Source organism: Thermanaeromonas sp. DSM 22490 (assembly GCF_056378755.1).
Genome location: NZ_JBJHHE010000007.1, coordinates 48,324 through 72,297, shown reverse-complemented (window position 1 = coordinate 72,297; position 23,974 = coordinate 48,324). Strand labels below are relative to the sequence as shown.

Annotated in this window: 26 protein-coding genes and 1 tRNA gene; 7 read left to right on the top strand and 20 right to left on the bottom strand. The window is 51.9% G+C overall.

Features of this window, described 5'->3' with window-relative positions:
- Positions 1-2: 2 nt before the first annotated feature.
- The 4 genes from AC1BI1_RS06680 to AC1BI1_RS06665 form a co-directional block, all read right to left on the bottom strand.
- Positions 3-203 (bottom strand): putative signal transducing protein, encoded by a 201-nt coding sequence (locus tag AC1BI1_RS06680; RefSeq protein WP_476716508.1) that lies wholly within the window; start codon positions 201-203, stop codon positions 3-5.
- A gap of 6 nt (positions 204-209) precedes the next feature.
- The gene (mtrB, locus tag AC1BI1_RS06675) at positions 210-437 is read right to left on the bottom strand and encodes a trp RNA-binding attenuation protein MtrB (protein WP_476716546.1); all 228 of its coding nucleotides are present in this window, start codon (positions 435-437) and stop codon (positions 210-212) included.
- A 93-nt stretch (positions 438-530) separates the two neighbouring features.
- Positions 531-3,989, bottom strand: coding sequence for a DNA polymerase III subunit alpha (locus tag AC1BI1_RS06670; protein ID WP_476716507.1), 3,459 nt, complete (start codon positions 3,987-3,989; stop codon positions 531-533).
- Positions 3,990-4,238: 249 nt separating this feature from the next.
- Positions 4,239-4,523: a small, acid-soluble spore protein, alpha/beta type gene (locus AC1BI1_RS06665; protein ID WP_476716506.1), complete on the bottom strand. Its 285-nt coding sequence runs from the start codon at positions 4,521-4,523 to the stop codon at positions 4,239-4,241.
- A 174-nt stretch (positions 4,524-4,697) separates the two neighbouring features.
- Between AC1BI1_RS06665 and AC1BI1_RS06660 the strand changes: the two genes are divergently transcribed.
- A complete protein-coding gene (locus AC1BI1_RS06660) occupies positions 4,698-5,120 on the top strand; it encodes a ferritin-like domain-containing protein (RefSeq protein ID WP_476716505.1) in 423 nt (140 codons plus the stop codon).
- 122 nt (positions 5,121-5,242) lie between these two features.
- Here AC1BI1_RS06660 and AC1BI1_RS06655 read toward each other — a convergent pair.
- From AC1BI1_RS06655 to AC1BI1_RS06630, 6 genes are all read right to left on the bottom strand, one after another.
- A tRNA-Pro gene (locus AC1BI1_RS06655) sits at positions 5,243-5,320 on the bottom strand.
- A gap of 61 nt (positions 5,321-5,381) precedes the next feature.
- On the bottom strand, positions 5,382-5,942 hold the full coding sequence (folE, locus tag AC1BI1_RS06650) for a GTP cyclohydrolase I FolE (protein ID WP_476716504.1): 561 nt from the start codon (positions 5,940-5,942) through the stop codon (positions 5,382-5,384).
- Positions 5,943-5,961: 19 nt separating this feature from the next.
- Entirely contained in the window at positions 5,962-6,813 is an 852-nt protein-coding gene (gene folK / locus AC1BI1_RS06645) for a 2-amino-4-hydroxy-6-hydroxymethyldihydropteridine diphosphokinase (protein WP_476716503.1), read from the bottom strand.
- Positions 6,803-7,651, bottom strand: a complete 849-nt coding sequence (folP, locus tag AC1BI1_RS06640; RefSeq protein ID WP_476716545.1) for a dihydropteroate synthase — start codon at positions 7,649-7,651, stop codon at positions 6,803-6,805. Before folP ends, folK begins: the two co-directional genes overlap by 11 nt.
- Positions 7,652-7,762: 111 nt before the next feature.
- Entirely contained in the window at positions 7,763-8,227 is a 465-nt protein-coding gene (gene trmL, locus AC1BI1_RS06635; RefSeq protein WP_476716502.1) for a tRNA (uridine(34)/cytosine(34)/5-carboxymethylaminomethyluridine(34)-2'-O)-methyltransferase TrmL, read from the bottom strand.
- 21 nt (positions 8,228-8,248) lie between these two features.
- Positions 8,249-8,530: a DUF503 domain-containing protein gene (locus tag AC1BI1_RS06630; RefSeq protein ID WP_476716501.1), complete on the bottom strand. Its 282-nt coding sequence runs from the start codon at positions 8,528-8,530 to the stop codon at positions 8,249-8,251.
- A 125-nt stretch (positions 8,531-8,655) separates the two neighbouring features.
- Between AC1BI1_RS06630 and AC1BI1_RS06625 the strand changes: the two genes are divergently transcribed.
- Positions 8,656-10,575 carry an aconitate hydratase gene (locus AC1BI1_RS06625; protein ID WP_476716500.1) on the top strand — a complete coding sequence of 640 codons (1,920 nt, stop codon included), beginning with the start codon at positions 8,656-8,658 and terminating at the stop codon, positions 10,573-10,575.
- 54 nt (positions 10,576-10,629) lie between these two features.
- Here AC1BI1_RS06625 and AC1BI1_RS06620 read toward each other — a convergent pair whose 3' ends face one another.
- The gene (locus AC1BI1_RS06620) at positions 10,630-11,004 is read right to left on the bottom strand and encodes an ATP-binding protein (RefSeq protein ID WP_476716499.1); all 375 of its coding nucleotides are present in this window, start codon (positions 11,002-11,004) and stop codon (positions 10,630-10,632) included.
- A 74-nt stretch (positions 11,005-11,078) separates the two neighbouring features.
- The gene (gene nth, locus AC1BI1_RS06615; protein WP_476716498.1) at positions 11,079-11,708 is read right to left on the bottom strand and encodes an endonuclease III; all 630 of its coding nucleotides are present in this window, start codon (positions 11,706-11,708) and stop codon (positions 11,079-11,081) included.
- A 69-nt stretch (positions 11,709-11,777) separates the two neighbouring features.
- Between nth and AC1BI1_RS06610 the strand changes: the two genes are divergently transcribed.
- Positions 11,778-12,014 (top strand): YkoF family thiamine/hydroxymethylpyrimidine-binding protein, encoded by a 237-nt coding sequence (locus AC1BI1_RS06610; protein ID WP_476716497.1) that lies wholly within the window; start codon positions 11,778-11,780, stop codon positions 12,012-12,014.
- 62 nt (positions 12,015-12,076) lie between these two features.
- On the opposite strand, the gene pckA is transcribed toward AC1BI1_RS06610, so the two are convergent.
- The 4 genes from pckA to AC1BI1_RS06590 all read right to left on the bottom strand — a co-directional run bounded on the left by pckA (position 12,077) and on the right by AC1BI1_RS06590 (position 17,762).
- The gene (gene pckA, locus AC1BI1_RS06605) at positions 12,077-13,627 is read right to left on the bottom strand and encodes a phosphoenolpyruvate carboxykinase (ATP) (RefSeq protein ID WP_476716496.1); all 1,551 of its coding nucleotides are present in this window, start codon (positions 13,625-13,627) and stop codon (positions 12,077-12,079) included.
- Between the two features lie 67 nt (positions 13,628-13,694).
- Entirely contained in the window at positions 13,695-14,705 is a 1,011-nt protein-coding gene (locus AC1BI1_RS06600; protein ID WP_476716495.1) for a hypothetical protein, read from the bottom strand.
- Positions 14,706-14,758: 53 nt separating this feature from the next.
- On the bottom strand, positions 14,759-15,454 hold the full coding sequence (locus AC1BI1_RS06595; protein ID WP_476716494.1) for a lysostaphin resistance A-like protein: 696 nt from the start codon (positions 15,452-15,454) through the stop codon (positions 14,759-14,761).
- Positions 15,455-15,785: 331 nt separating this feature from the next.
- Positions 15,786-17,762: a glycoside hydrolase family 15 protein gene (locus tag AC1BI1_RS06590; RefSeq protein ID WP_476716493.1), complete on the bottom strand. Its 1,977-nt coding sequence runs from the start codon at positions 17,760-17,762 to the stop codon at positions 15,786-15,788.
- 188 nt (positions 17,763-17,950) lie between these two features.
- On the opposite strand from AC1BI1_RS06590, the gene AC1BI1_RS06585 reads away from it, so the two are divergent.
- The 4 genes from AC1BI1_RS06585 to AC1BI1_RS06570 all read left to right on the top strand — a co-directional run bounded on the left by AC1BI1_RS06585 (position 17,951) and on the right by AC1BI1_RS06570 (position 21,147).
- Positions 17,951-18,562 carry a DUF4912 domain-containing protein gene (locus tag AC1BI1_RS06585; protein ID WP_476716492.1) on the top strand — a complete coding sequence of 204 codons (612 nt, stop codon included), beginning with the start codon at positions 17,951-17,953 and terminating at the stop codon, positions 18,560-18,562.
- A 14-nt stretch (positions 18,563-18,576) separates the two neighbouring features.
- Positions 18,577-20,169: a glycoside hydrolase family 57 protein gene (locus AC1BI1_RS06580; RefSeq protein ID WP_476716491.1), complete on the top strand. Its 1,593-nt coding sequence runs from the start codon at positions 18,577-18,579 to the stop codon at positions 20,167-20,169.
- A gap of 77 nt (positions 20,170-20,246) precedes the next feature.
- Positions 20,247-20,732, top strand: a complete 486-nt coding sequence (locus AC1BI1_RS06575) for a flavin reductase family protein (RefSeq protein WP_476716490.1) — start codon at positions 20,247-20,249, stop codon at positions 20,730-20,732.
- A gap of 22 nt (positions 20,733-20,754) precedes the next feature.
- Positions 20,755-21,147, top strand: a complete 393-nt coding sequence (locus AC1BI1_RS06570) for a PaaI family thioesterase (protein WP_476716489.1) — start codon at positions 20,755-20,757, stop codon at positions 21,145-21,147.
- Here AC1BI1_RS06570 and AC1BI1_RS06565 read toward each other — a convergent pair.
- From AC1BI1_RS06565 to AC1BI1_RS06550, 4 genes are read right to left on the bottom strand one after another with little or no spacing between them, the layout of a single operon-like run.
- Entirely contained in the window at positions 21,136-21,948 is an 813-nt protein-coding gene (locus AC1BI1_RS06565; RefSeq protein WP_476716488.1) for a thiamine pyrophosphate-dependent enzyme, read from the bottom strand. The two genes, AC1BI1_RS06570 and AC1BI1_RS06565, sit on opposite strands and share 12 nt — an antisense overlap.
- Before the next feature lie 13 nt (positions 21,949-21,961).
- A complete protein-coding gene (locus AC1BI1_RS06560; protein WP_476716487.1) occupies positions 21,962-23,134 on the bottom strand; it encodes a transketolase C-terminal domain-containing protein in 1,173 nt (390 codons plus the stop codon).
- Positions 23,127-23,399: a 4Fe-4S binding protein gene (locus AC1BI1_RS06555; RefSeq protein WP_476716486.1), complete on the bottom strand. Its 273-nt coding sequence runs from the start codon at positions 23,397-23,399 to the stop codon at positions 23,127-23,129. Before AC1BI1_RS06555 ends, AC1BI1_RS06560 begins: the two co-directional genes overlap by 8 nt.
- Positions 23,396-23,962: a 2-oxoacid:acceptor oxidoreductase family protein gene (locus AC1BI1_RS06550; RefSeq protein ID WP_476716485.1), complete on the bottom strand. Its 567-nt coding sequence runs from the start codon at positions 23,960-23,962 to the stop codon at positions 23,396-23,398. The genes AC1BI1_RS06555 and AC1BI1_RS06550 overlap by 4 nt, the downstream gene beginning before the upstream one ends.
- Positions 23,963-23,974 lie beyond the last annotated feature (12 nt).

The following is a 23,974-nucleotide window of genomic DNA, read 5'->3' as shown; positions in this document are numbered from 1 at the left end:
TTTTAGCGTGTTAAAGCCGAGCTTAAAATCTCATGGGCTTCCTCTGCTTCGGATTCCGGTACCAAAATCTCATAACCCCCGATAGTTTCTCCCTGGGATGTCCCTACTGGCCTTAACTTAACCAATAACCCTTCTTGAGTTAGGATCTCTTTCAATCGCAAGGCCAGCTTTTGGTTGCCCGCAATATAAATTACGGTCCACATCCCTTATCACTCCCCCGCTTCCAGGCTACCGAACTTGGTAAATACCACAGCCTTTCCGCGAATCTTCATGGCCGCAGTATGTTCAGTAAACTGGGCCACCATAACCTCTCCTTTGTCCAGCTTTTCTGAATGGTGAAACTTGGTATCTTTCCCCCGCGTTAAGCCGATAATAGTTACCCCGTTTTCCAAAGCCTTGACTACTATATACTCACCGCAAACAACAGAAGTATCCATCACGTCCTCCCCCCTTAAATTTAACTTGTTTATATCCATTAAGCTTATTCCACCCGGCCAATCATATTCCTGCTACTTTAGAGCTTTTTATACTTATTTTTCTGGTACTACTTTTACTTTATCCTTCCCCAAAACCTTCGTGAGGCTCTGCAAAAGGGGCGGACATATGCTCACCCAGTACTGGCGGTTGGCGAGAAGACAGCGCTGCTTCTGGGGAAAATAAAAATATACAGGATTCGGTCCAGGATAAGCAGCTAGAAGGCGTTGAACATCCGTTAGACCTGCTTCTTTTTCTACTTTCAAGTAGAGCCGGGCTGTCGACTGCTCCGGCCCCCCCTTCCCGGCCGGCTTTTCGCTCCAGGGAGAAGCCTCTAAATGGTCCCCCGTAGATACCACCTTGTGCACCTGATCGGCTAAAATTTTTACCCCTTCCTCTTCTACGTTAACTCGTCCTTCCACCAGCAGTATCATATCTTTTTCCAGCCACTGACGACAGCGGGAATAAAGGCGAGGAAAGAGGAGCACCTCCACCTGGCCGCCAAAATCCTCCAGCAAAAGGTAGGCCATGGCCTCACCTTTACGAGTTACCACACGGCGCAACCCGATAGCTATGCCGCCCACTACCACCGGCGTATCCTCGGCCAGGTCGCCCAACTGGGCTAAAGTATGGGTGGTGCGCTGGCGCAAAACATCAGCATACGGTTCCAAGGGATGGCCACTTACGTAAAAGCCCAACAGTTCCTTTTCCATAGCCAGGATCTCCACCGGCGAAAAATCCTTTATTTCGGGCAAAACGGGATCCTCCTTGGGCACGTCCACCATATCCAATAAGGAAACTTGCCCTCTTCGCCGGTCTTCCTGGCTCCGGCCCGCCGACTCCAGGCAAGCATCTAAAATGTATAAGAGCTGGCGTCTCCCCTTCCCCAAAGAATCAAAAGCCCCGCAGCGGATCAGGCTTTCCAGCACCCGCTTGTTCACTATATGCAGATCTACCCGCCGGCAAAAATCGGCCAGGGAAGCAAAGGGCCCGCCTGCCTCCCGAGCAGCAATAATGGCCTCCACAGCTGCCCGTCCCACATTTTTAACAGCAGCCAGGCCAAAACGAATATGGTTGCCCCGGGCGCTAAAATCTACGTCCGATTCATTGATATCCGGCGGCAGGACCTGGATACCCAAACGGCGACATTCCTCAAGATAAGGAGCGACTTTTTCTAAGTGCTGGCTTACACTGCTCAAAAGAGCGGCCATAAACTCCACCGGATAGTGGGCTTTAAGATAAGCCGTCTGGTAAGCCACCAGGGCATAGGCGGCGCTGTGGGATTTATTAAAACCATAACCGGCAAAGTATTCCATTAGATCGAAGATCTGCCCGGCCAGAGCCGCATCATAACCTTTCTTGATCGCTCCTTCTATAAACCTGCTCCGGTGCCGGGCCATTTCTTCGGGCTTCTTTTTGCCCATGGCCCGCCGCAGCTCATCAGCCTGGCCCAGGGTATAGCTAGCCATAATATGGGCTATCTGCATTACCTGTTCCTGGTACAGAATAACCCCATAAGTTTCACGCAGCACAGGTTCTAAATCCGGATGGGGATAGGCCAGGGGGGTGAGGCCATGCTTGCGTTGGATGAAATCTTCCACCATCCCGCTGCCTAATGGTCCCGGGCGATAGAGGGCTACCAGAGCAATGATATCTTCAAAGCGTTCTGGTTTTAGGCTGCGCAAAATGGCCCGCATACCCGAACTCTCCAGCTGGAAAACCCCGGAGCTTTCCCCGCTAGAAAGAAGTTCATAGGTAACTCGGTCATCCAAGGGAAGACGCTCCAGGTCCAGGTCCTCCCCCTGCCGGTGGACGGCTTCCACGGTATGTCCAATTACTGTCAGCGTTCTTAAGCCCAACAAGTCCATTTTTAAAAGGCCCAGTTCTTCTATGGTCTGCATGGGAAACTGGGTGGTCACCGCATCGCCTGTTTTTTGCAGGGGCACATAATGGACCAGGGGTTCACGGGTAATAACGATGCCGGCCGCATGGATGGAAGCATGGCGGGGCAATCCTTCCACGGCCCGCGCTGTATCCAAAAGCTCCCGTACCCTGGCGCTGCTTTGATAAAGTTCTCGCAGGTCAGGAGCGATCTCCAGAGCCCTTTCCAGCGTAATGCCCAGTTCCGCCGGCACCATTTTAGCCAGCCTGTCCACCTCATTCACCGGCCATCCCAAAACTCGCCCCACATCCCGCACAGCTGCCCGGGCGGCCATGGTACCAAAAGTAATGATCTGGGCTACATGCTCCTCGCCATACTTTTCCCGTGCATATTGAATAACTTCTTCCCGGCGCTCGAAGCAAAAATCTATATCGATATCCGGCATGCTTACCCGCTCCGGATTTAGAAAGCGCTCAAAAAGGAGGTTATAGCGCAAAGGATCGATATTGGTTATCCCTAAACAATAGGCCACCAGGCTCCCGGCAGCCGAACCCCGGCCCGGCCCCACGGGGATGCCCCGCTGGCGGGCAAAATTGACCAGGTCCCAGACGATAAGAAAGTATCCGGGATAACCCATTTTTTCAATTATGTCCAGCTCATATTCCAGACGCTGGCGGGCTAGCTCAGAAGGTGGGCAATAACGCCTTTCCAAACCCTGGTAGCAAAGATAGCGCAAGTAGGCGGCTGTATCCTGCCCTTGGGGCGTGCGGTATTCCGGGAGGTGCAAGCGCCCTAATTGGAAGTCAAAGTTACAGCGTTCAGCAATTTTTATAGTGTTTTCCAGGGCAGCAGGAACTTCGGCAAAAATCATGCCCATTTCTTCGGAGCTCTTAAGGTAAAATTCAGGAGTCGGAAAGCGCAGACGGTCTCCTTCTTGCAAAGTTTTACCCGTCTGGATGCAGAGGAGGACATCATGGATCCGAGCCTGATCCTGGCGCACATAATGGGTATCGTTAGTAATCACCAGAGGTATTCCTAGCTTTTGCCCCAGCTCTATTAGCCTGCGATTTACCAGCTTTTGCTCCGGAAGACCTTGGTCCTGGAGCTCTAAGAAGAAACGCTCAGGCCCGAAGACTTCCCTATACCACGCGGCGCTCTCCCGGGCCTTTTCTTCCTGCTCCTTAAGGAGCAGGCCAGGCACTTCCCCCGCCAGACAAGCGCTCAAAGCGATGAGGCCCTCATGATGCCGGGCCAAAAGCTCCCGGTCTACCCGGGGTTTATAATAAAACCCTTCCAGGTAGGCGGCTGATACCAGAGCGCTCAAGTTGCGGTAGCCGGTTTCGTTTTCCACCAGCAAAACCAGGTGATACTGAAAATCATCCTGGCGGGGCTCTTTATCCAGACGGCTGCGGGGTGCCACGTAAACTTCACACCCAATAATGGGTTTGAGGCCATAAGCCTTGGCCGCCTTATAAAAATCTACGGCACCGTACATAACCCCGTGATCAGTCAAAGCCAGGGCTGGCATGCCCATTTTAGCAGCAGCCGCCACCAGCTCCTCGATGCGCCCGGCGCCATCCAGCAAACTATATTCGCTGTGAACATGTAGATGCACAAAAGGTTTATTACTCATGGCTGGTTCATAATTTCTACATTTGTGGCTAAACTCCTGCGAAAAATGCCAATCCCGTTTTCGGTATATGGGGCACGAAGCAGAATATATTTTTTAAAGGGGCTGCTACCGGAAGGGGTCAACTCAAGCTCGGGTCTCTGGCCGGCATTCTGGTAGCCCAGCCCCCGCTACGTACCATGGCCAAGCTGGCCCTGTACATAAAAATCTGGGCTGCGGGCCCAGCCCCCAGCCGACTTCTAGCCTTTAAGTTTACTCGTCTTTTTCTTCCTTCCCCGCCAAATATTTAATAGCCGGCTGGCCGGCACAAGTTGCCATCGTACCAGAACCTATTTTGCCCTGGGGAAACTCCACGGCCTCCAAAGGTTGCTCAAGTAAGTACCGGGCCAGCAACCCTCCTATCCGGCCGGCCTCGGCCGCAGTCAAGGCTTCCCATCCATACCGCTGGATTTTTTCCAAGAGCCCCAGTTCAGCGGCTATTTCCACCTTCAATTTGAGGATTTCTTCCTCTGTTATATCGCGTTTACCTCTGATCATCCGTTACCTCCTTCAACTGCCAGTATTAAATCAATGAATAGTGTAACCATAATAACGGCGTTTTTAGCCGGAAAAATTTTAACCTGTAAGCATTGACATACCTTGCCAGGCAGGATATAATGTTCTTGAAGCAATAATTAAGAATCGTTACTAATACCAAAAGGAGGGACTTACATGTCCGAACTGATCAATGAAGTCAAATTGGGAGTTACCAAAGGCACAGTAGTGGAAGATGAAGTCGAAGCCAATTTTAAAGGTGAAACCATGGAAGTGGGCCTTTACCTGGCCATGGCCCGCCAAGCGCAGCGGGAAGGTTATCCAGAAATCGCCGAAGTATTGGAGAAGATTGCCTGGGAAGAAGCCGTTCATGCAGCCCACTTTGCCGAGCTAAACGGCAAGATATCGGCATCAACCAAGGAGAACCTGGAAAAAATGTTAGCCGGTGAGAAGGGGGCCAATAAGGGTAAGCGGGAGGCTGCTGTTAAGGCTAAAGAAAATAACCTGGATCATGCCCACGATTTCTTTGATGAATCTTCGCGGGATGAGGCTCGCCACGCTCGGGCTCTCGAAGGCCTCCTCAACCGGTATTTTAAATAGCGGTATTGTAGGTGCTTAAAGCTGAATCGAGTTTATGAGAGAAGACCAGGTTATAACTCAAGCCTGGTCTTTTATACTTATAACAAAAATGACGCCTTCGCGGCGTCTTACCCTTATAGTTCTGGTCGGAGTGGGGAGATTTGAACTCCCGGCCTCATGGTCCCGAACCATGCGCTCTAGCCAAACTGAGCTACACCCCGTCGCTATCTCTTTTCAAGTAGTATTATATAATCCCCGAGACAAAAGAGTCAAGAATGGGCTTTAGCCTTTAATCAAGGCCAGGGCCTCCGAACGCAAGGCCTCATCATCATGGAGCACACCTCGCACAGCAGAGGTAACAGTCAAAGATCCCGGTTTTTTCACCCCTCGCATGGTCATGCACATATGCTCTGCTTCAATGACCACAATAACCCCCAGCGGCTTAATATATTCCATAACGGCATCGGCAATTTGTTTGGTCAGGCGCTCCTGCAACTGCGGCCGCTTGGCAAAGGTTTCAATACCTCGCACGAGTTTGCTTAAGCCCACTACCCGGCCCTTGCGGGGAATATAGCCCAGGTGCACTTTGCCGAAAAAAGGCAGGAGATGGTGTTCGCACATAGAGTAAAAGGGAATGTCTTTGACTAAAACCAGTTCTTCATGCTGTTCTGTGTAAACTACGCTAAAGGCTGCTGCCGGGTCTTGCTCCAGCCCGGCAAAGACCTCCTGGTACATGCGGGCCACCCTCCGGGGTGTATCCCGCAAGCCTTCCCTTTCCGGATCTTCTCCGATAGCCTCTAAAATCATCCTCACTGCCTGCTCTATCTTTTTCCCATCAAACACCGGTTTGACCGACCTTTCTTTAAAACTTTAGCGGACCATAATATTCCACTTTGGTGGGTTCCTTCAATTGAGCCAGAAAATCTTTAGCGCTTTTACCGGCATAAATCTCGCCCTCGGTCAGTTCGGCCAGGGGCACCAGGACAAAGGACCTCTCAAAGGCCCGGGGATGAGGAATGATGAGCTCCGGCAAATTAATCCTTTCCTGCCCATAAAGTATAATATCGATGTCAATGGTCCGCGGCCCCCAGTGGACCTTGCGCTCGCGCTGGAGCATGACTTCTATGCGCTGGGTTTCCTGGAGGAGTTCCAAGGGACTCAAGTCGGTATCACAGGCCACTACAGCATTTAAGAACCAGTCCTGGTCTTTGTAACCTACTGGTTCGGTATAGTACAGGGAGGAGGTATAGCGTACAGTAATACGGGGGTGGTTATGCAAAAGCCGCACCGCCTGGCGGATATATTCCTCTTTGGGTTCTATATTGGAACCCAGGCCCAAGTAGACCCTGGTGAGCTGGCGCCTGGTGATCTCCACTTGTACCCCAGAAAGGATACCCGCTATGGGGACTTCCGGCTTGGTAACTGTAACCGTCACTTGCTGCACGGCCTTAAACTGCTCCAATACACTGCCTGCAATCCTTTCGGCCAGGGCTTCAATGAGGTTAAATTTTTCCCCTTCGACTATATGTTTGACCAGGATATAAATCTTAGTATAATCGATGCTCTCCTGAATAGAATCTCTGTGCCCCGCAGAGTACAGATCCAGGTAAACGGTCACATCTACCAAAAAGCGCTGGCCTAAAGACTTCTCCTCCGGTAGCACGCCATGATATCCGTAAAAGGACATGCCTTTTAAGGTTATCTTATCCGTCATACTGTCCCCTCACTATAGCGTCGCTTACCTTAACTACTTGTTTCATTTCCCGGACATCATGCACGCGCACTATATCCGCACCTTTAGCAATGCTTAAAGCCACTGTAGCTGCGGTGCCCAACAGCCTCTCGTTAACCGGAAGATCGAGGATCTTGCCTATAAAGGACTTGCGCGAAGTGCCCACCAAGAGGGGCTGGCCCAAGGTCTTAAATTCTTCCAGGCATTGGAGAATCTTAAGATTGTGTTCCAGATTTTTGCCAAAACCAATGCCAGGGTCCACAATGACTTTCTCCCGGGAGAGACCTGCAGCCACGGCCACTTCTATACCTTGCTGTAAATATTCTTTTACTTCTGCAATGACATCTTCATAAGTAGGGTTGTCCTGCATATTTTTAGGGGTACCTTTAATATGCATGACCACTACCGGGCAGTCAAATCGGGCCACTACCCGGGCCATATCCGGGTCGGCCCGCAGGCCACTGATATCGTTTATCATGGTGGCGCCGTGCTCCAGGGCCTGGCGGGCTACCTCGGCCTTATAAGTATCCACCGAAAGGGGCACTTTAACTTCCCGTACCAACCGGTCTACAACGGGTATAACCCGCCTCAACTCTTCTTCTAAAGGGAGGGGATCCGCCCCCGGCCGGGTAGATTCGCCACCGATATCGATGATGTCCGCGCCAGCAGCTACCATTTCATAAGCTTTGGCCACCGCCTTTTCCAAATCGAAATACAATCCCCCGTCCGAGAAAGAATCCGGAGTAACATTGAGGATACCCATAATATAGGTGCGCCGGCCAAAGACAAAATCATAGCCGTTATAGCTAAAACCTTTCACCAAATCCGGTCTCTGGGCCTGTGGCAGCAGTTTTAAATTTTGGACCCAGAGTCGCCTCCCTTCTTTACTTGTCCTACATAATGGTAGTTCAACGTAAAGGCCCTGTCAATGCTATACTAATCCGGGAAAACCCAGTTGGCGCAGGGCTTCATAAAGAACCAAAGCCACGCTGTTGGCCAGGTTAAGGGAGCGCAGGCCTGGCCGCATGGGAATGCGTAAAACCCTATCCCCGGCGCGGTCTAGGATTTCCGCAGGCAGGCCTCGGGTCTCCGGGCCAAAGACCAGAAAATCGCCCTCCTGGTAGCGGGATTCGGTATAAAAGCGCCGACCTTTGGTGGAGAGATAATAACAGTTGGCCTGGGGATAAGCCCGACAAAAGGCCTCCCAACTGCTGTGTTCCTTGATAGTCACTTCCTCCCAGTAATCCAGGCCGGCCCGCTTAAGGTGCTTTTCGCTCAAAGAGAAACCCAAAGGATGAACCAGGTGAAGAATGGTGCCGGTGGCAGCGCAGGTCCTAGCAATATTGCCGGTATTTTGGGGTATCTCCGGTTCCACCAGGACTACATGTAGGGGCATACTCTTAGCCAGCTCCTTTTTCTAAAATAATTCCGTATGGTATTCCAGCACTTCTAGTTCACCCTGAGCTTCAATAAAACGGACAACTGCTGCCAGGATCTGATCGGCATGGCCGCTGGCATTGCTTACGCAGGCGATCCCTAACGTAGCGCGGGTGCAATATCCCTGGTAGTCTACTTCGGCAGCAGCCACCTGATAACGCTGGCGGATCCGGTCCAGCAACCCCTTGATTACCCGGCGTTTATCTTTCAAAGTCATAGCCCCCGGCAAGCGAATCTCTATGGTGCAGACACCTACAACCATAGGTCGATATCCTCCCGCCAAAATAAATCGGTTGGCCTTATTGGCCTTTAACTGTCAGCCGAACGGGGTTGTCATCCTTCCAGGATTACGCTATGCTATTGACGAAAAGAGAGGAGGAATACCTCATGGGCCAGAACTTAGCTGAAAAAATCATCTCACGCCACCTGGTAGAAGGAAAAATGGTACCGGGTGAGGAGATAGCCATCCGTATAGACCAGACCCTCACCCAGGACGCTACCGGCACTATGGCCTACCTGCAGCTAGAAGCTTTAGGCATCGACCGGGTGCGCACCCAACTTTCCGTCAGCTACGTGGATCACAACACCCTGCAAACAGGCTTTGAAAATGCTGACGACCACCGCTTCTTGCAGAGTATCGCTGCCAAGTACGGAATTATTTTCTCTCGCCCCGGAAACGGGATCTGCCACCAGGTACATTTAGAGCGCTTTGCCGTACCGGGCACTACCCTCTTGGGAGCCGACAGCCATACTCCCACGGCCGGCGGGATAGGCGCTCTGGCCATTGGTGCCGGGGGATTGGAAGTAGCCGTAGCCATGGCAGGCGGCCCTTTTTATTTTACCATGCCGGAAGTCATACGCATCAACCTCCACGGCCGTCTCTCTCCCTGGGTTAGCGCTAAGGATATTGTTTTAGAAGTGCTCCGCCTTTTAACGGTTAAAGGTGGCGTGGGTAAAATCATCGAGTACGGGGGGGAAGGCATTAAAACCTTATCTGTTCCTGAGCGGGCCACCATCACCAATATGGGAGCCGAGCTGGGTGCTACTACTTCCATCTTCCCCAGCGACGAAATTACCCGGGCTTTCCTCAAGGCCCAGGGGCGAGAGCAGGACTGGGTGGAACTGCTCCCCGATCCGGATGCTACTTACAGCCGGGTAATAGATATTGATCTTTCCACTCTCGAACCCCTGGTAGCCCAACCCCATATGCCCGACAGGGTGGCCAAGGTGCGGGAAGTAGGGTCTATTAAAGTGGATCAGGTGGCCATTGGCAGTTGCACCAATTCTTCTTATACAGATCTCATGCGGGTAGCTGCCATTTTAAAGGGCAAACGCGTCCACCCCGAGGTTAGCTTGGTAATTTCCCCCGGTTCCCGCCAGGTGTTTTACTTGCTGGCTCAAAACGGTGCCCTGGCCGATCTAGTCGCTGCCGGTGCCCGTATTCTGGAGTGCGCCTGCGGCCCCTGCATTGGCATGGGACAGGCCCCTCCTTCAGGCGGCGTATCAGTGCGCACCTTCAACCGCAATTTCCGGGGCCGCAGCGGTACGGCCGATGCCTTTATTTACCTGGCCAGCCCGGAAGTAGCCGCCGCTACCGCCATTACAGGCGTCCTTACCGATCCGCGGGAGCTGGGCGAACCGGTCTCCGTTACTCTGCCGGACCGCTTCCCGGTGGATGATGGTATGCTCATCTTCCCGCCACCTCCGGGTACAGAAGTAGAAATTAAGCGCGGGCCCAATATCAAACCCTTACTCTTGCCGCAACCCCTGCCTGAAGTCATCACCGCTCCGGTACTTTTAAAGACAGGCGATAACATCACCACCGATGATATCTCTCCCGCCGGAGCCAAGTATTTGCCCTTGCGCTCCAATATTCCGGCCCTGGCCGAACACGCCTTTGAAGGAATAGATGCTACCTTCGCCCAGCGGGCCAAAGAAGCGGGTCAAGGAATTATCGTAGGAGGCCAAAATTACGGACAAGGATCCAGCCGGGAGCATGCCGCCCTCTGCCCCATGTACCTGGGCATCAAGGCCGTCATTGCCAAATCCTTTGCCCGCATTCACCGCAGCAATTTAATTAACTTCGGCATCCTGCCCCTCACCTTTGTCCGTGAGGAGGATTATGAAGCCATAGCTCCGGGAGACCAGTTAAGGATCGACCTTAGCAACGGTCTGGCTGAAGAGGTGCTTACCGTCAAGAATCTCACTCGCGGCACTGCCTTCCAGGTACGCCACGGCTTATCAGAGCGGCAAAAGAAAATCCTCCTGGCGGGTGGCCTGCTAAATTACACCAAACAACAGCTATAACTTTTAAGGGCCGGGGAAACCTCCCGGCCCTTATCGCAGCTTAAACGCCGCAGGTTAACCGTGGATGAGTATGGGCAAGCAGCGGGTGCATACCCAGGTGCTCTCGCCGCGGTGGCGAGCAAAAAGAAGTACGGCCTTTTCTTCGTCGCTCCCACACCGGAAGCAGGTCATCCCTTCTCCTCTAGCCTTCTTTTCCGCCAGATTCTTTTCGGCTGCTTCCGGGTCAAAGGGTGGAGCCTCCCGCTCTTCAATGGTTAAGGCGCCCACCGGACAGACGGCCAGACACACACCAGCTCCGTCGCAGAGCTCTTCGCGCAAAACCTTGGCCTTCCCGTTCACGATTTCGATGGCTCCTTCGGCGCAAGGTGTAACGCAGAGACCACACCCGGTACAAAGCTCTTCATCTATACGTACTATCTTGCGCTTCAATGATCTTCACCCCTTTCTTTCTTGCCCTTAGCACCGATTGTACAGAGCTTTATCAGAGCAGTAAGTGATCTACATCAATTTTTCTTGTGATAATTGCAATAAACCCCCACCGGGCATAATTCGCACTTGGGTTTCTTGGCGTGGCAAACCCGGCGGCCGTGAAAAATGAAAAGATGGTGGGCTTCTCCCCGGGTACCGGGTGGCAGAACAGCCATGAGCTGTTTTTCTGCTTCCTCGGGAGTACGTGCCTGGACCAACCCCAATCTATTAGTTACCCGGAAGACATGGGTATCCACAGCAATAACATCCTCTCCAAAGGCCTGGCTTAAGACTACATTGGCCACTTTGCGCCCCACTCCGGGAAGCTGCACCAGTTCTTCCAAGGTCCGGGGTACCTGCCCGGCATACCTGTCCACCAGGGCCTGAGCGGTTAACCTTAAGTGTTTGCTTTTATTCCGGTAAAGTCCCAATCCCTTGATCTCTTCCTCCAGAGCAGCTAAAGAAGCCTTAGCCAGGTCCTCAGGAGTAGGGTATTGGGTAAAAAGCTTTTTCGTTACTTTATTGACTTGCCTGTCCGTAGTTTGGGCCGATAAAATAGCTGCCACCAGCAGTTCAAAGGGATTATTAAAGCGGAGTTGGGGTCCGGCATTAGGATAAGCCTGGCGCAAAGTCTGCAAAATAGCCTGTACTTGTTCCGGTTGCATAAACTTTTACACTCCGTCAAAAGCTAAAGTTAAAAGCTACACATGAAAAAATGGCAGGAGGGAGAAATTATGCTCTGCGCTGAAGTCAGCCTTTATCCCCAAAAAACCACCCGGGCCAGCGAAATTATAAACGCCTCCATTCAGAGGTTAGACCAGCAAAACCTCGATTATACAGTAGGTTCTTTGAGCACCCATCTCCACGGTTCAGAAGAGGAGGTCTGGGCCGGGTTGCGCAAGATGTTCGAGGAGGCCAGCCGGTCTGGAGAAGTAAGTATGGTGGTTACCTTATCCAACGCAGTGCATTAGTACCCGGTTTTTAAAGTAAAACCCCCTCAGGAAGTAGGGGGTTTGCTTTGCTATGTTTTGCTCTATATTCGAGGGCCGGCAGCCACAACCTCCGGCGCCATACCCTTAAACTGGCTAAAGTTCTCAGCAAAAAGCCGAGCCAGCTTCAGGGCCATTTCCTCATAAGCTTGCGGGTCCTGCCAGGTATTGCGCGGCTTTAAAACCTCGGGCGGTACATGGGGGCAGCTCTTGGGCACCAGGATCCCGAAAACCGGATCTGGCTCCATCTCCACCTTTTCCAGCTCACCGGCCAGAGCGGCCGCCACCATGGCCCGGGTGTACTTTATACTCATGCGCTGGCCTACTCCGTAAGGACCGCCAGACCAGCCGGTGTTGATCAAATAAACATTGGCCTTATGTTGCTCCAGCTTTTCTCCTAGCATCCTGGCGTAAACAGTAGGAGGCAGCGGTAAAAAGGGTGCGCCAAAGCAGGTGGAAAAGGTGGCTTCAGGAGTAGTTACCCCCCTCTCGGTACCCGCCAGTTTGCTGGTGTAGCCAGAAAGGAAATGGTACATGGCCTGCTCTTTGCTCAGTTTAGCAATGGGAGGGAGCACACCAAAGGCATCGGCAGCCAGAAAAACAACCGTGCGCGGGTGGCCGCCCACACCAGGAATAACGGCCCCCGGGATAAAATCTACCGGATAAGCCGCCCGAGTATTCTCGGTCAATGCGGCAGAATCGTAATCCGGAAGCCGGCTCTCCTCGTCTACCACCACGTTTTCCAATACAGCTCCAAAGCGTATGGCATTCCAGATCTGGGGCTCGTTTTCTGCCGAGAGGCAGATACATTTAGCATAGCAGCCGCCTTCGAAGTTAAAGATGCCGTCTTCCGACCAGCCATGCTCGTCATCGCCGATGAGCCGCCTCTGGGGGTCAGCCGATAAGGTAGTCTTCCCCGTGCCGGATAGACCGAAAAAGAGGGCCGTATCACCCCTCGGACCAACGTTAGCCGAGCAATGCATGGGGAAAACACCGCTCTGGGGCAATAAGTAGTTCAACACGGTAAAAACAGACTTTTTCATCTCTCCGGCATAGCTGGTACCGCCGATTAGGATCAGTTTCTCTTCCAGATTTAAGATTATAAAAGCTTCCGAACGAGTACCATCTATCTCGGGATCAGCTTTAAAGCCAGGGGCGCATATAACCGTAAACTGGGGTTTATGTTCTGCCAGCTCCTCTGGAGTGGGCCGGATAAAGAGCTGGTGGACAAAGAGGTTTTGCCAGGCATACTCATTTATAAACCTTACCGGCAGGCGAAACCTCGGATCAGCACCTACAAACCCGTCAAAAATAAAAAGATCCCGGTTCTGCAGGTAGGCTAGCAGCCGCCGGTACAGCTGTTCAAACCGTTCCGGCTCAAAGGGTTGGTTGATGCGGTTCCAGTTTATTTTATCGTGCACAGAAGGCAGGTCCACTATAAATCTATCGTTAGGTGAACGTCCCGTGTATTTGCCAGTATTCACTACCAGGGCGCCGTTGCTGGCTAAAATTCCTTCCCCCCTGGTCACGGCTGCCTCAATTAATCTAGCTACCGAAAGATTGCGATAAATCTTGCCCGTATTGTACAGCTGCATAGGCTCCTTCCCTTCCAGTTAGACTCTCCCAAACCGAAAGCAATATACCACAAGGTTGGGAAAGCAGTCAATGGAAGGGAGAAATGTATACTGTATGCTGACTAAGATAAGTTTTCAATGCGAGAATGAAAATACCGGCTTCGGCGGCATGCCAGGGCCAGGGATGTCCCCTGGCGATAACCTCCTTCTGAATTTCCCGAAAATACACTGATAGCCGTGTCTCATCGCCCACCAAGGCTGCTGCCCAGGCTGCCAGAGGTGAAGTAAATGAACCTTGGGAGATCACGTGCCAGTTCGGGTAATTGCGCAAAAAAGCACTGTAAATAACCCTGGTCTCCGGGCTTTGGGGTTCCAGCACCCCACAGACAAGGGGAAAAAACTGGGCCAGAACATCGGGATACCACTTTTTCCAATTGGGCCGCCAGCGCCAACCCCAGCGGTAAATGGCGGGACAGAAGCCTTCGCCGGTCCACATTTTTCGCTGCAGGGCCTCTTTTATTTGCTGGGCAGCTTGCCGGTAGAAGTTGGCTTTAACTTCATCGTGCCAGAGTGTCTCTTGCAAGGTGGCATAGTTCAGGAGCCCCTCATAGACCTCACAGTTGTCCATAAGATATTTTACGGGCCAGTCAGGACGCGCTAGGGTCAAACCATCTTTCTGCCGGGTGGCCAGCATAGCTCGGGCTACCATTTCCAGCTCTGCTCTATGGCCTTTGATCCAGTCCTCCTCGCCGGTAGCCCGGAAATAACGCCAGACCAGGGTTAAAAAAGTAGCACCGTAGGAATCTGAAGAATCATAGCTCTCCTCCGGTATTTCCGTCCCGTCATCGGCTATAGTGTAATCATAAACCGTCCCATAAATGCCGTAGCGATCCGGCCTTTCTAGATGGGCCACATACCAATTAAAGTACGCCCGCACCCTTTCCTCGTAGCCCCCAGCTTCCACTACACCATATAAAGCTAGATGGGCAAAATAAGGCACTATCCGCGGGTGGCCAGGATAACAAGTAATAATAGCCCCGGAAGGAAGCTGATTGTGAGCAATAATCCACCTGGCCTCCTCAGCTAACAACTCGTGCACTGGAACACCCCCACCTTATAATATGGCGGAGGTAGTGGAAACGATAAGTAGGGTTAGGCCAACCGGAGGGAAAAATAAAGGAGCAAAATCATGATGGTATTCCAGGTTCCGTGGGCTACTACCGGCGTTAGAATAGAACCGCTGCGCTCGTAGAGATAGGCCAGACCCCATCCGCCCAGGGTTAAGGGTAAAAAGCGGAGCAGATCAAAATGGAGTAGGGCAAATAACAGGCTGCTCCCCACTTGCGCCGCTAGCAGGCCATACCGCGCTTTTAAGACGGGGTAAAAAAAGCCGCGGAAATAGAATTCTTCGGTAAGGGGAGCGAGGACAGCCCCTAAAAATAAGGGCAGCAAAAGTTCGCGGAAAGTCCGGGCCCTGGTTACCAGTTCAGCAAAAGGCTGGGGAGCTGGGTCTGGTAAAAAATGTTGCAACAGCCCACCCAGCAGAATTACCAGTATAAAAAGAAGGATGCCCCCACCTACTCCCAGTAGGAAGGCTCGCTTTAAACCTCGCCCGTTTAAGCCCAGCTCAGCCACGGTCCCTCCATATTTTATCTTAACGATATAATGCAGCCCTCCGAACACAGCAACCGCCTGGGTCAGGCCGGCCAGCAAAAACTGCTGGGAAAGGGGCAAGCGTAAACCCGTTAATCTTAAAAACAGACTGGTTCCGTAACCGGCGAGAGCCAGGAGCGCCAGCACTAGCAAACTATCCTTTAAATTCCAGGGCGGCTTATGCGTTACCTCCATCTTATCACCTTCTTCCAGAATGTAATTCTAGCATATATGGGGGGCAAAATCATCAGCTTTAGGCCTTGAGTTATCCCCACCTTTTGCAGGCAGGCCTGCTTGGACTTGGAAGCGAGCGACTAAACCCGAGCGGTAGCCAAACTTAAGCTTGGCGAGAGGCGGAGGCAGGCCCGAGGCCATGAGACCTTCGGCCGGCAACTGAGGCAGGATGCTTAAATTCTGCCGGGAAGCCTGCCGGAGCCTTGAGCCAAGCGCCAGTTTGGCCCGCGAGGGAAACTTTCGCGAGCGGAAGCCAAGCAGGCCTGGAATCAAAACTGGAAATACGCCAGCTTTAGGCCCCCAGGAGCGTGCGCCGTCGCTCCAGATAAGTTTCCACAGCGCTGATAAACGCCGCATGGGACCAGGTCAGAGGAGATACGGAAAGGGGTTCGCCAGTATAGGGGTGAAGTTGTTCAGCCAGCATACCCGAAAGAGTTGCCCTATCAGCCGCCCACTCTAAAAGTCTTCTCGCCTCCGCCAGTTTCTCTAGACTGGTGGCCGCCTTAGCCTCACAGCTAGCCAGCCATAGAGTACAGATAAACCAAGGATTGCCGGGAACTGTTTGCAGATCCTCGCTGCGGCGAAAATAATAGTCGCCGGTATAGCGAGCTATACCGCCCACTTCCGTCCGAACCCAAAGGCCCCGGCGCACGGCCTCCACTGTTCGCCTCAGGCGCGGGTCGCTGGGGGGCCACATGTCAAACACTCCCAGGATAAGTAAACTGGCGTCCAGGACGTGATCTACCTTTACACTGCCCTCACTGTCCTTATAAATACCCCTTACAAATCGTCCCAAGTTTGGAGAATAAAGGTGTTCTTCTATCCCTTTAAGTACCTCTTTCGCTGCCCACCAGTATTTTTCTCTTTCTTCGTATCTACCGGCGTAACTGGCCATCAAGCCGGCAGCCTGGAGACCAGAATAAACAGCTGCAGCCGTAAAAGCAAAAGTGCCCCTCCTCTCCTCCCATAAATCGTAGCTGGGCAAGGGCAGACCGCTATTATGGTCACGATAAGTGGCCAAAAAATCGGCGGCTGGCCGGACCAAAGTATGGTAAAGGTCGTGAATAAGGCGCCAGTCTCGGTAACGCTCGCACGCCCGGCCTAAAGCCCAGAGAACCAAGGCAGTTTCATCTTCCTGGAAGGGTATAATGCTTTCTCCCCTATGCACCGGCGGCAACCAGCTAGAGCCCAGGGTCCCATCGGGATTGTATTTCTGGTAAAAAAAGCCCCTTTGATCTATGATGCGGGCACAGTAATAGTAAAAAGGAAAAGATATTTCGGGGTAACCCGCTTGGTCGAGAGCAGCGGCCACAAAGGCTCCATCCCTGGGCCAGCAATAACCATAGTGGTCCCGCGCTTCATACAAAATATCGCTGTCGCTGGCAGCTAAAATAGCACCCTGGCTGTCGCTCTGGGTCCGCGTAATGAGGAGACTCTGGTGATAAAGTTGTACTACTTTTTGGGGGAGGTCACCGAAATCGCGCTCAAATTTATGCGCCCAGGCATACCAGTAACGCTCGCATTCATCTAGCAGGTTTTTTACTTTAACTTCCAGTACCAGCTCATTCAGGCGAGCTACTTCTGACCAGTCCTTACCTGCTGCCACCCAATAAGTAACTTCTCCCTTCTCACCGGGGGCCAGGTATAAACGGAAACTTATAGTGCTGTCCACTGATCCATGATGAATAGGATTGCCTTCCAGGTTTCCGTCTTCAGCATCCCGCCAGGTTCCCTCTGCACCCCGGAAGCGTTTATTGCCAATGGCATATTGAAAAAAGCCTTCGGTTCCGGACCGCCCATTGATGAGCAAGTATAAACCGCGCTTATAATGCAAAACAAATCCCTCATCCGGGAGATAGGCAGCCGTATCCCCCAGAGGAGATTCGTTCAGAGTGAAATCATGATAAAAAAAGATCCTTACTTCGCGGGAGCAGCTAGCTAAATTGTATATAATCACCTGCTGCAAAAAAAGATCCCAGCGATAATGTACACCGTTTTCTATTTCCAGAGCTAGCTGCATTGCTTTATTAACTGCCTTAACCCTGCCGTTTATGGTACCTGGCTTGTAGCCCAGGTTTAACTCCCAGCTGCTCTCTTCCAACCAGGAAAAGTTACCATCTACCCATATACCTAACCTGCTCTTTTCCCCGCCCAAATGACTTATATGGTTAGGCCAGCCTACATAAGGATAATAAAGATCCCGCATATTAAATCTGCTGTCAAAATTTATCAACAGGCGGCCATTACCCAAGGATAGTTCCCGTGGCAATGTCAACTCTCCCTTTAAACATAAATAAATATCAAAAAATGCCTGCTAGGCCTTAAAATAAACTTGGCCCTTCTGGACATAATAAGCATGAGTTAAACTCCTTAAGGCATTATTCCACCAAGAACAAAGGATTATTTGCAGTTTAAGACATAAATAAGACATAAATTCAAGTAAAGGGGAAGGAGTATATGATCCTTACTATTATTACAATCCTTCTTCTCATTGCTTTAATAGGCACCTTCTGGTACCTTTTGCGTACGCGCCGGGTGCCTGCCAGGAAACCGGTGGTGCCCGTACCATCTTCTCCGGCACAGTTGCCAGCTAGATACGGTAAAAACCAGATCGTAGTCCTGGTCAAAGACCCTTACTGGCTCTATGCCTACTGGGAGATAACCCCGGGTAAAAAAGAGGAATTTGAGCGCCTTTACGGTTTAGGGGCCTGGGAAAACTCCCAGCCAGTTTTACGTGTATATGACCTGACCGGTAGTGCCTACGATTTTCTCCATGCTCCTTATTTTGAAATTGCCATTACAGATTTCGCCGACAACTGGTACATCCATGTCGGCAAACCTAGCAGCACCTTTTGTGTGGACCTGGGACGGATACATCCCCAGCATGGCTTTATTATTTTGGCCCGTTCCAACATCGTAACCACTCCGGCCGACCAGCCCAGCCAGGTCATTGATCCCTTCTGGCCCCCCTTGGAAGCTTGTTGGCAGGGAGCCGGGGTACCTAAAACTACTAAAACCGGCATTAGTTCTCCGGTTTTGATGCAAGGCCATCCTCAGCTTAGAGACTGAGAAAGGATGATCCCATGCCCCTAGGCTACGTAGCCTTGGTTTTACATGCCCATCTACCTTACGTAAGGCACCCAGAAGAAAATTACTCTCTGGCCGAAAAGTGGTATCATGAAGCGGTTACGGAGACCTATATTCCCCTTATTAAGACGGTGCAACGATTACTCGAGGACAGGGTGCCGGTTCGTTTAACTGTCTCTTTAAGTCCGCCCCTGGCCAGCATGATGGCCGATGAATTCATCCAGAAGCGTTACCTCTTGTATTTAGAACGACTCCGGGAATTAGCTGCTAAAGAGGTCTGGCGTACCAGAGACGACGCACGCTTTCATATTGTGGCACGCATGTACCAAAAGCTTTTTGAAGAGATTTACCGGACTTACACCTTCTATAGAGGAGATCTAATTACTGCCTGGCGGGAGTTGCAAGAAGCAGGTGCTTTAGAAATTATCACCTGTGCTGCCACCCATGGCTATCTCCCCCTCATCGGTCTTCAACGGGAAGTGGTAAGGGCCCAGGTAGAGATAGCCGTCCATAACCACCGCCGGCTCTTCGGCCAGCCTCCCGCCGGGTTATGGTTGCCCGAATGCGGCTATAACCCCGGCGACGATACCATTTTGCGCAAATATAACCTGAAATACTTTTTTGTAGATGCCCACGGTTTGCTTTATGCCACGCCCCGTCCGCGTTACAGCATCTTTGCCCCTGTTGTTACCCCTTCCGGAGTGGCTGCCTTCGGTCGGGACCTGGAATCTTCGGAGCAGGTATGGAGCGCCCAGGAAGGCTATCCCGGAGACTTTGATTACCGGGAATTTTACCGGGACATAGGTTATGACCTGGATTTTGATTATATCAAACCCTATATTCACCCCTCGGGATTAAGGGTAGATACCGGAATGAAATACTATCGTATCACGGGGAAAACCAATTTAAAGGAGCCTTACGTACCTGAATGGGCTAGCGAAAAGGCTAAAATCCATGCCGGAAACTTCCTTTTTAACCGGGAACACCAGATCAAATACTTATCTACTTATATGGACCGGCCGCCCCTCATCGTCTGCCCCTACGATGCTGAGCTTTTCGGTCACTGGTGGTTCGAAGGTCCCCAGTGGTTGGAGTCCCTTTTCCGCCAGGTAGCGGGTCTGGCCCATCAACCCTTTATCTTTATTACTCCCAGCGAATACCTGGAACACTTTCCTATAAATCAGCCGGCTACACCCTGCATGTCCAGCTGGGGAAATAACGGTTATAATGAAGTATGGCTGGATGGTTCTAACGACTGGATTTATCGCCACCTGCACAATGCCGCCGAAGCCATGATAAGTCTAGCTAACCGTTTTGTTAACCCCAGTGAACTACAAAAGCGGGCTCTAAATCAGGCTGCTCGCGAACTCTTGCTCGCCCAGAGCAGCGACTGGGCCTTTATCATGAAAACGGGCACCATGGTGGATTACGCCGTAGGAAGGACTAAAAAACATTTGCTCAATTTTTGGGAATTAAAGGAGAGCATAGAACAGGAGAGCATAAATGAAGAAAGACTGCGGGGTTTAGAAGAAACCAACAATATTTTCCCGGATATAAATTACCGCGTATTTGCCCGCGAGGGGCTCTGACAGGGTTATAATCTGGGTTTGCCTTGGGTAAATATGGTATAATAAAACAAGAAGCTTGTTCGCAAGGGGGTAGAAAGATGCGCGAAGCGAGTATTAGCGAAGGCTTGGGCCAAATAGTTTGTCCTTGCGCAGTAGTAGGTGCCAAAAAGGGAGATATCCATGACCTTACCACCGTGGCTTGGGTTACCCAGGAGTCTGTCAACCCGCCCCAGGTGACTGTGGCTCTCCATCCCCAGAGGTATGTACTGGAGCTGATCAGGGCAACCGGCGAATTTGTACTATCTCTCCTTGCCCAGGAACAGGAAGAAATAGCCAGCTTCTGCGGTTCCCACTCTGGCCGGAACACGGATAAAATAAAAGCGCTGGGCATTGAATTGGAACCCGCCAAAGCAATCAGCACCCCGCGCCTGAAAAGCGCTCTGGCCAATTTGGAATGTAAAGTAACCGGGGAATATACCAGCGGAGACCATGTGATTGTGGTAGGACAAGTGCTGGCCGCCAATGTAGAACCCACACGCAAGCCACTCTTATATTACCAGCATAGAATAACTCGGTGGGAATAGCTCTAAAGAAAGGTCAGCAGCTATGGGTACAGGTGAAAATTTATGCTTCGGGTGCAGCCGCGATAATCCTATCGGGCTGCACCTGGAATTTTTCTCCCGGGAAGATGGCTGTGTTTACACCCGCTTTACCCCAGGTACTTACCACCAAGGCTATCCCGGTATACTCCATGGAGGACTGGTGACCACTATCCTGGATGAGCTTATGGCCAATCACCTGGCCAAGCTCGGTTACTGGGCCGTCACTGCCCGGCTAGAGGTACGCTTTCGCAAGCCCCTGCCCATAGGGCAAGAACTTATATTTGTCAGCAGAGTGATTAAAAAAAGGCCGCCCCTTTTTCAGCTAGAAGCCTGGGCCGAACTGCCCACAGGTGAGGTAGCTGCCGAAGCCCAGGCTGAGATGATGTTAAGAAAGTAAGTGGGCAAACCTGGCCTGGAGTGCCCAGTATTCCTTTACAGGCTTGGGATTATCGATTTTTTTAATAGTTAGCTTTCCTTTTTCATATTCAGCTAAAGGCCATTGTCCTGTCTGTACAGCCAGGCGAGCCAGGTGGATGGTCAAATCGCTCCGGTAGCCCCAGCCGGGCGGGCAAGGGGATAAAACCTGTATATAAGCTGGTCCCTTTATATCTTTGGCTTTCTGCACTTTTCGCAGGTAATCCTGGGGATAGCCAATGCTAGCGGTAGCCGCGTAAGGAATGTCGTGGGCGGCTACAATGCGCAGCATATCTTTTTTAGGACGATCCTCTCCAGCTACCCTCTGCCCCACCGGGGTAGTGGTAGTATTGGCGCCCAGGGGAGTGGAGCCGCTCCGCTGTACACCGGTGTTCATATAAGCTTCGTTATCGTAGCAAAGGAAGATAAAGTTATGGCCCCGCTCTATGGCGCCGGAAAGGGCCTGGAGCCCAATGTCCACTGTGCCCCCATCCCCCGCGATACCCAGGACCCGGACGTTTTCCTTGCCTCTACGTTTAAGGCCGGCTACTACACCGGTCACCGCAGCCGCTGTGCTGGGAAAAGTTATATTAACGCAGGGGACTTTAAAGGCCAGCTGGGGGTAAAAAGTAGTGACACCCAAGAGGCAGCTAGGTGTAGTCACTACTACTGTTTCCGGCCCTAAAATTTTTAGGGCGAGCCGCACCGCCAGGATTCCGCCGCAACCGGCACAGGCATAAGAGCCGTAAACTAACTCTTTCTCCGTTAGTTCGTGGATCTTCACTGCCCTCACCCCTTTACTTGTTATAGACTTTGGTCGCAGCCACTTGTTGAGCTGCTTTACTATAATTCCCTTCCAGACAGCAACGAAAAATGCCTTCAATGTCGGTTTGGCGGATATCCTGGCCTCCCAGGCCTAGAATAAAGCCGGCTACTGCCGGCGGATGCTCCAGCTCTAGCAGAGCCGCTTTGATCTCTGTGCAGACCGCTCCTTCATAGCCAAAGGAACAGTTGCGGTCCAGTACAGCCACTGTCCGGGCTCCTTTTACGATCTGTCGTACTTCTTCAGCGGGGAAGGGACGTAAAGCCCGCAGGCGCAAAACGCCTACTTTTTCTCCCTCCTGCCGCAACCGGTCCACTACTTCCCGGGCGGTACCACTGGTGGCCCCCAGGGTAACCAAGATTACTTCTGCATCCTGGCAGCGGTAAGGATCAACCATCCCACCATACTGGCGACCAAAGAGAGCATAAAATTCCGCATCCACCCTTTTGATTACCTCTTTGGCCCGCTCCATGGCCGCCTGTTGGGCCTGTTTAAAGATAGTATAAAGATCCGGGCCGGCACCGACACCAAAAACCACCGGCCGCTCTGGATCTACGACCAGATCGGGCTTGTAAGAAGGCAAAAACTTGTCAACTTCTTCCTGGTCGGGAACCTCAACTATTTCTTCGGTATGGGAAAGAACATAACCATCCAGGCAGAGCATTACCGGGGTTAAAACCTCGGGATCTTCCGCTATCTTATAGGCCTGCAGGCAAGTATCCAGGGCCTCCTGGGCCGTTTCTACATAAAGCTGGATCCACCCGGTATCGCGACAGGATATGCTGTCCTGGTGGTCGGCCCAAATAGTCCAGGGCGCTGCGAGTCCACGGTTGGCCACCGCCATAACCATGGGTATCCTGCATCCGCTAACATAGTGCAGCATTTCAAACACATAAGCTAGGCCCTGGGAAGAAGTAGCCGTAAAAACCCTGGTACCAGTGACCGCTGCCCCATAACAGGCCGCCAGAGCCGCATGTTCCGATTCCACCCGGATATATTCGGCATCCAATTGCCCGCGTGCAATTTGGGCTGCTATCTCTTCTACTATAGTTGACTGGGGTGTAATAGGATAAGCCGCCACTACCTCGACCCGCGCCAGGCGTACAGCTTGAGCCACTGCTTCATTGCCGTTATAGTATTCACGCACCAGTATCACCTTCTCCACTGATTAACGAAACTTCATCTACCATGCTTAAAGCCTGGCGCGGGCACTCCCTGGCACAAATGCCGCACCCCTTGCAATAATCAAGATCGATACTTATGTATTCTTCTTCCCGCCGGATACACCCCTCCGGGCAAAAAAGCCAGCATAGGAGACAGTTAGTGCATTTTTCCGCGTGCAAAACCGGCCGTAACATCCGCCACGAACCGGTGCTAAATTGGAGATGGGGTGTAGGTAAATTTGGAATCATTCTTTGCACCTCACCTTCCCTAGCCCTTCACCCAGGCGAAAACTTGCTTCCGCCACCCGCCAGTTGTTTTCTACCAGATGAGCAGGCAGGATATCACCTATAGCCTTCTTAACGGCTTCCCAACTCACCCACCCCGTAAGTCCAGCCAGGGCCCCCACCATGGCCGTATTAACTATAGGCAGGCCCAGAATTTCCCGGGCCAGTCCGGTAGCATCCACCCGGTAAAGGGCTACACCTTCGGGTAAGGAAAGCTTAAGAGGAAGGGAAGAAATATTAAGGAGTATCACTCCTCCCCGCCGCAAACCCTGTAAAACATCCACGCTTCCCCATAAAGTCCCATCCAGCACTACTACGCAATCGGGTTCATATATTTGGCTGCGATCCCTTAGGGGGTGATCGGCCAGCCGAGTAAAGGCCATAATAGGCGCTCCCCGGCGCTCGGTACCGAAAGAGGGAAAAGACTGGGCATATCGGCCCTCATAAATAGCTGCTGCCCGCCCCAAGATGCGGGCAGCAGTTACTACCCCCTGGCCTCCCCGGCCGTGCCACCGTATCTGTAACATGGCAACACCCCT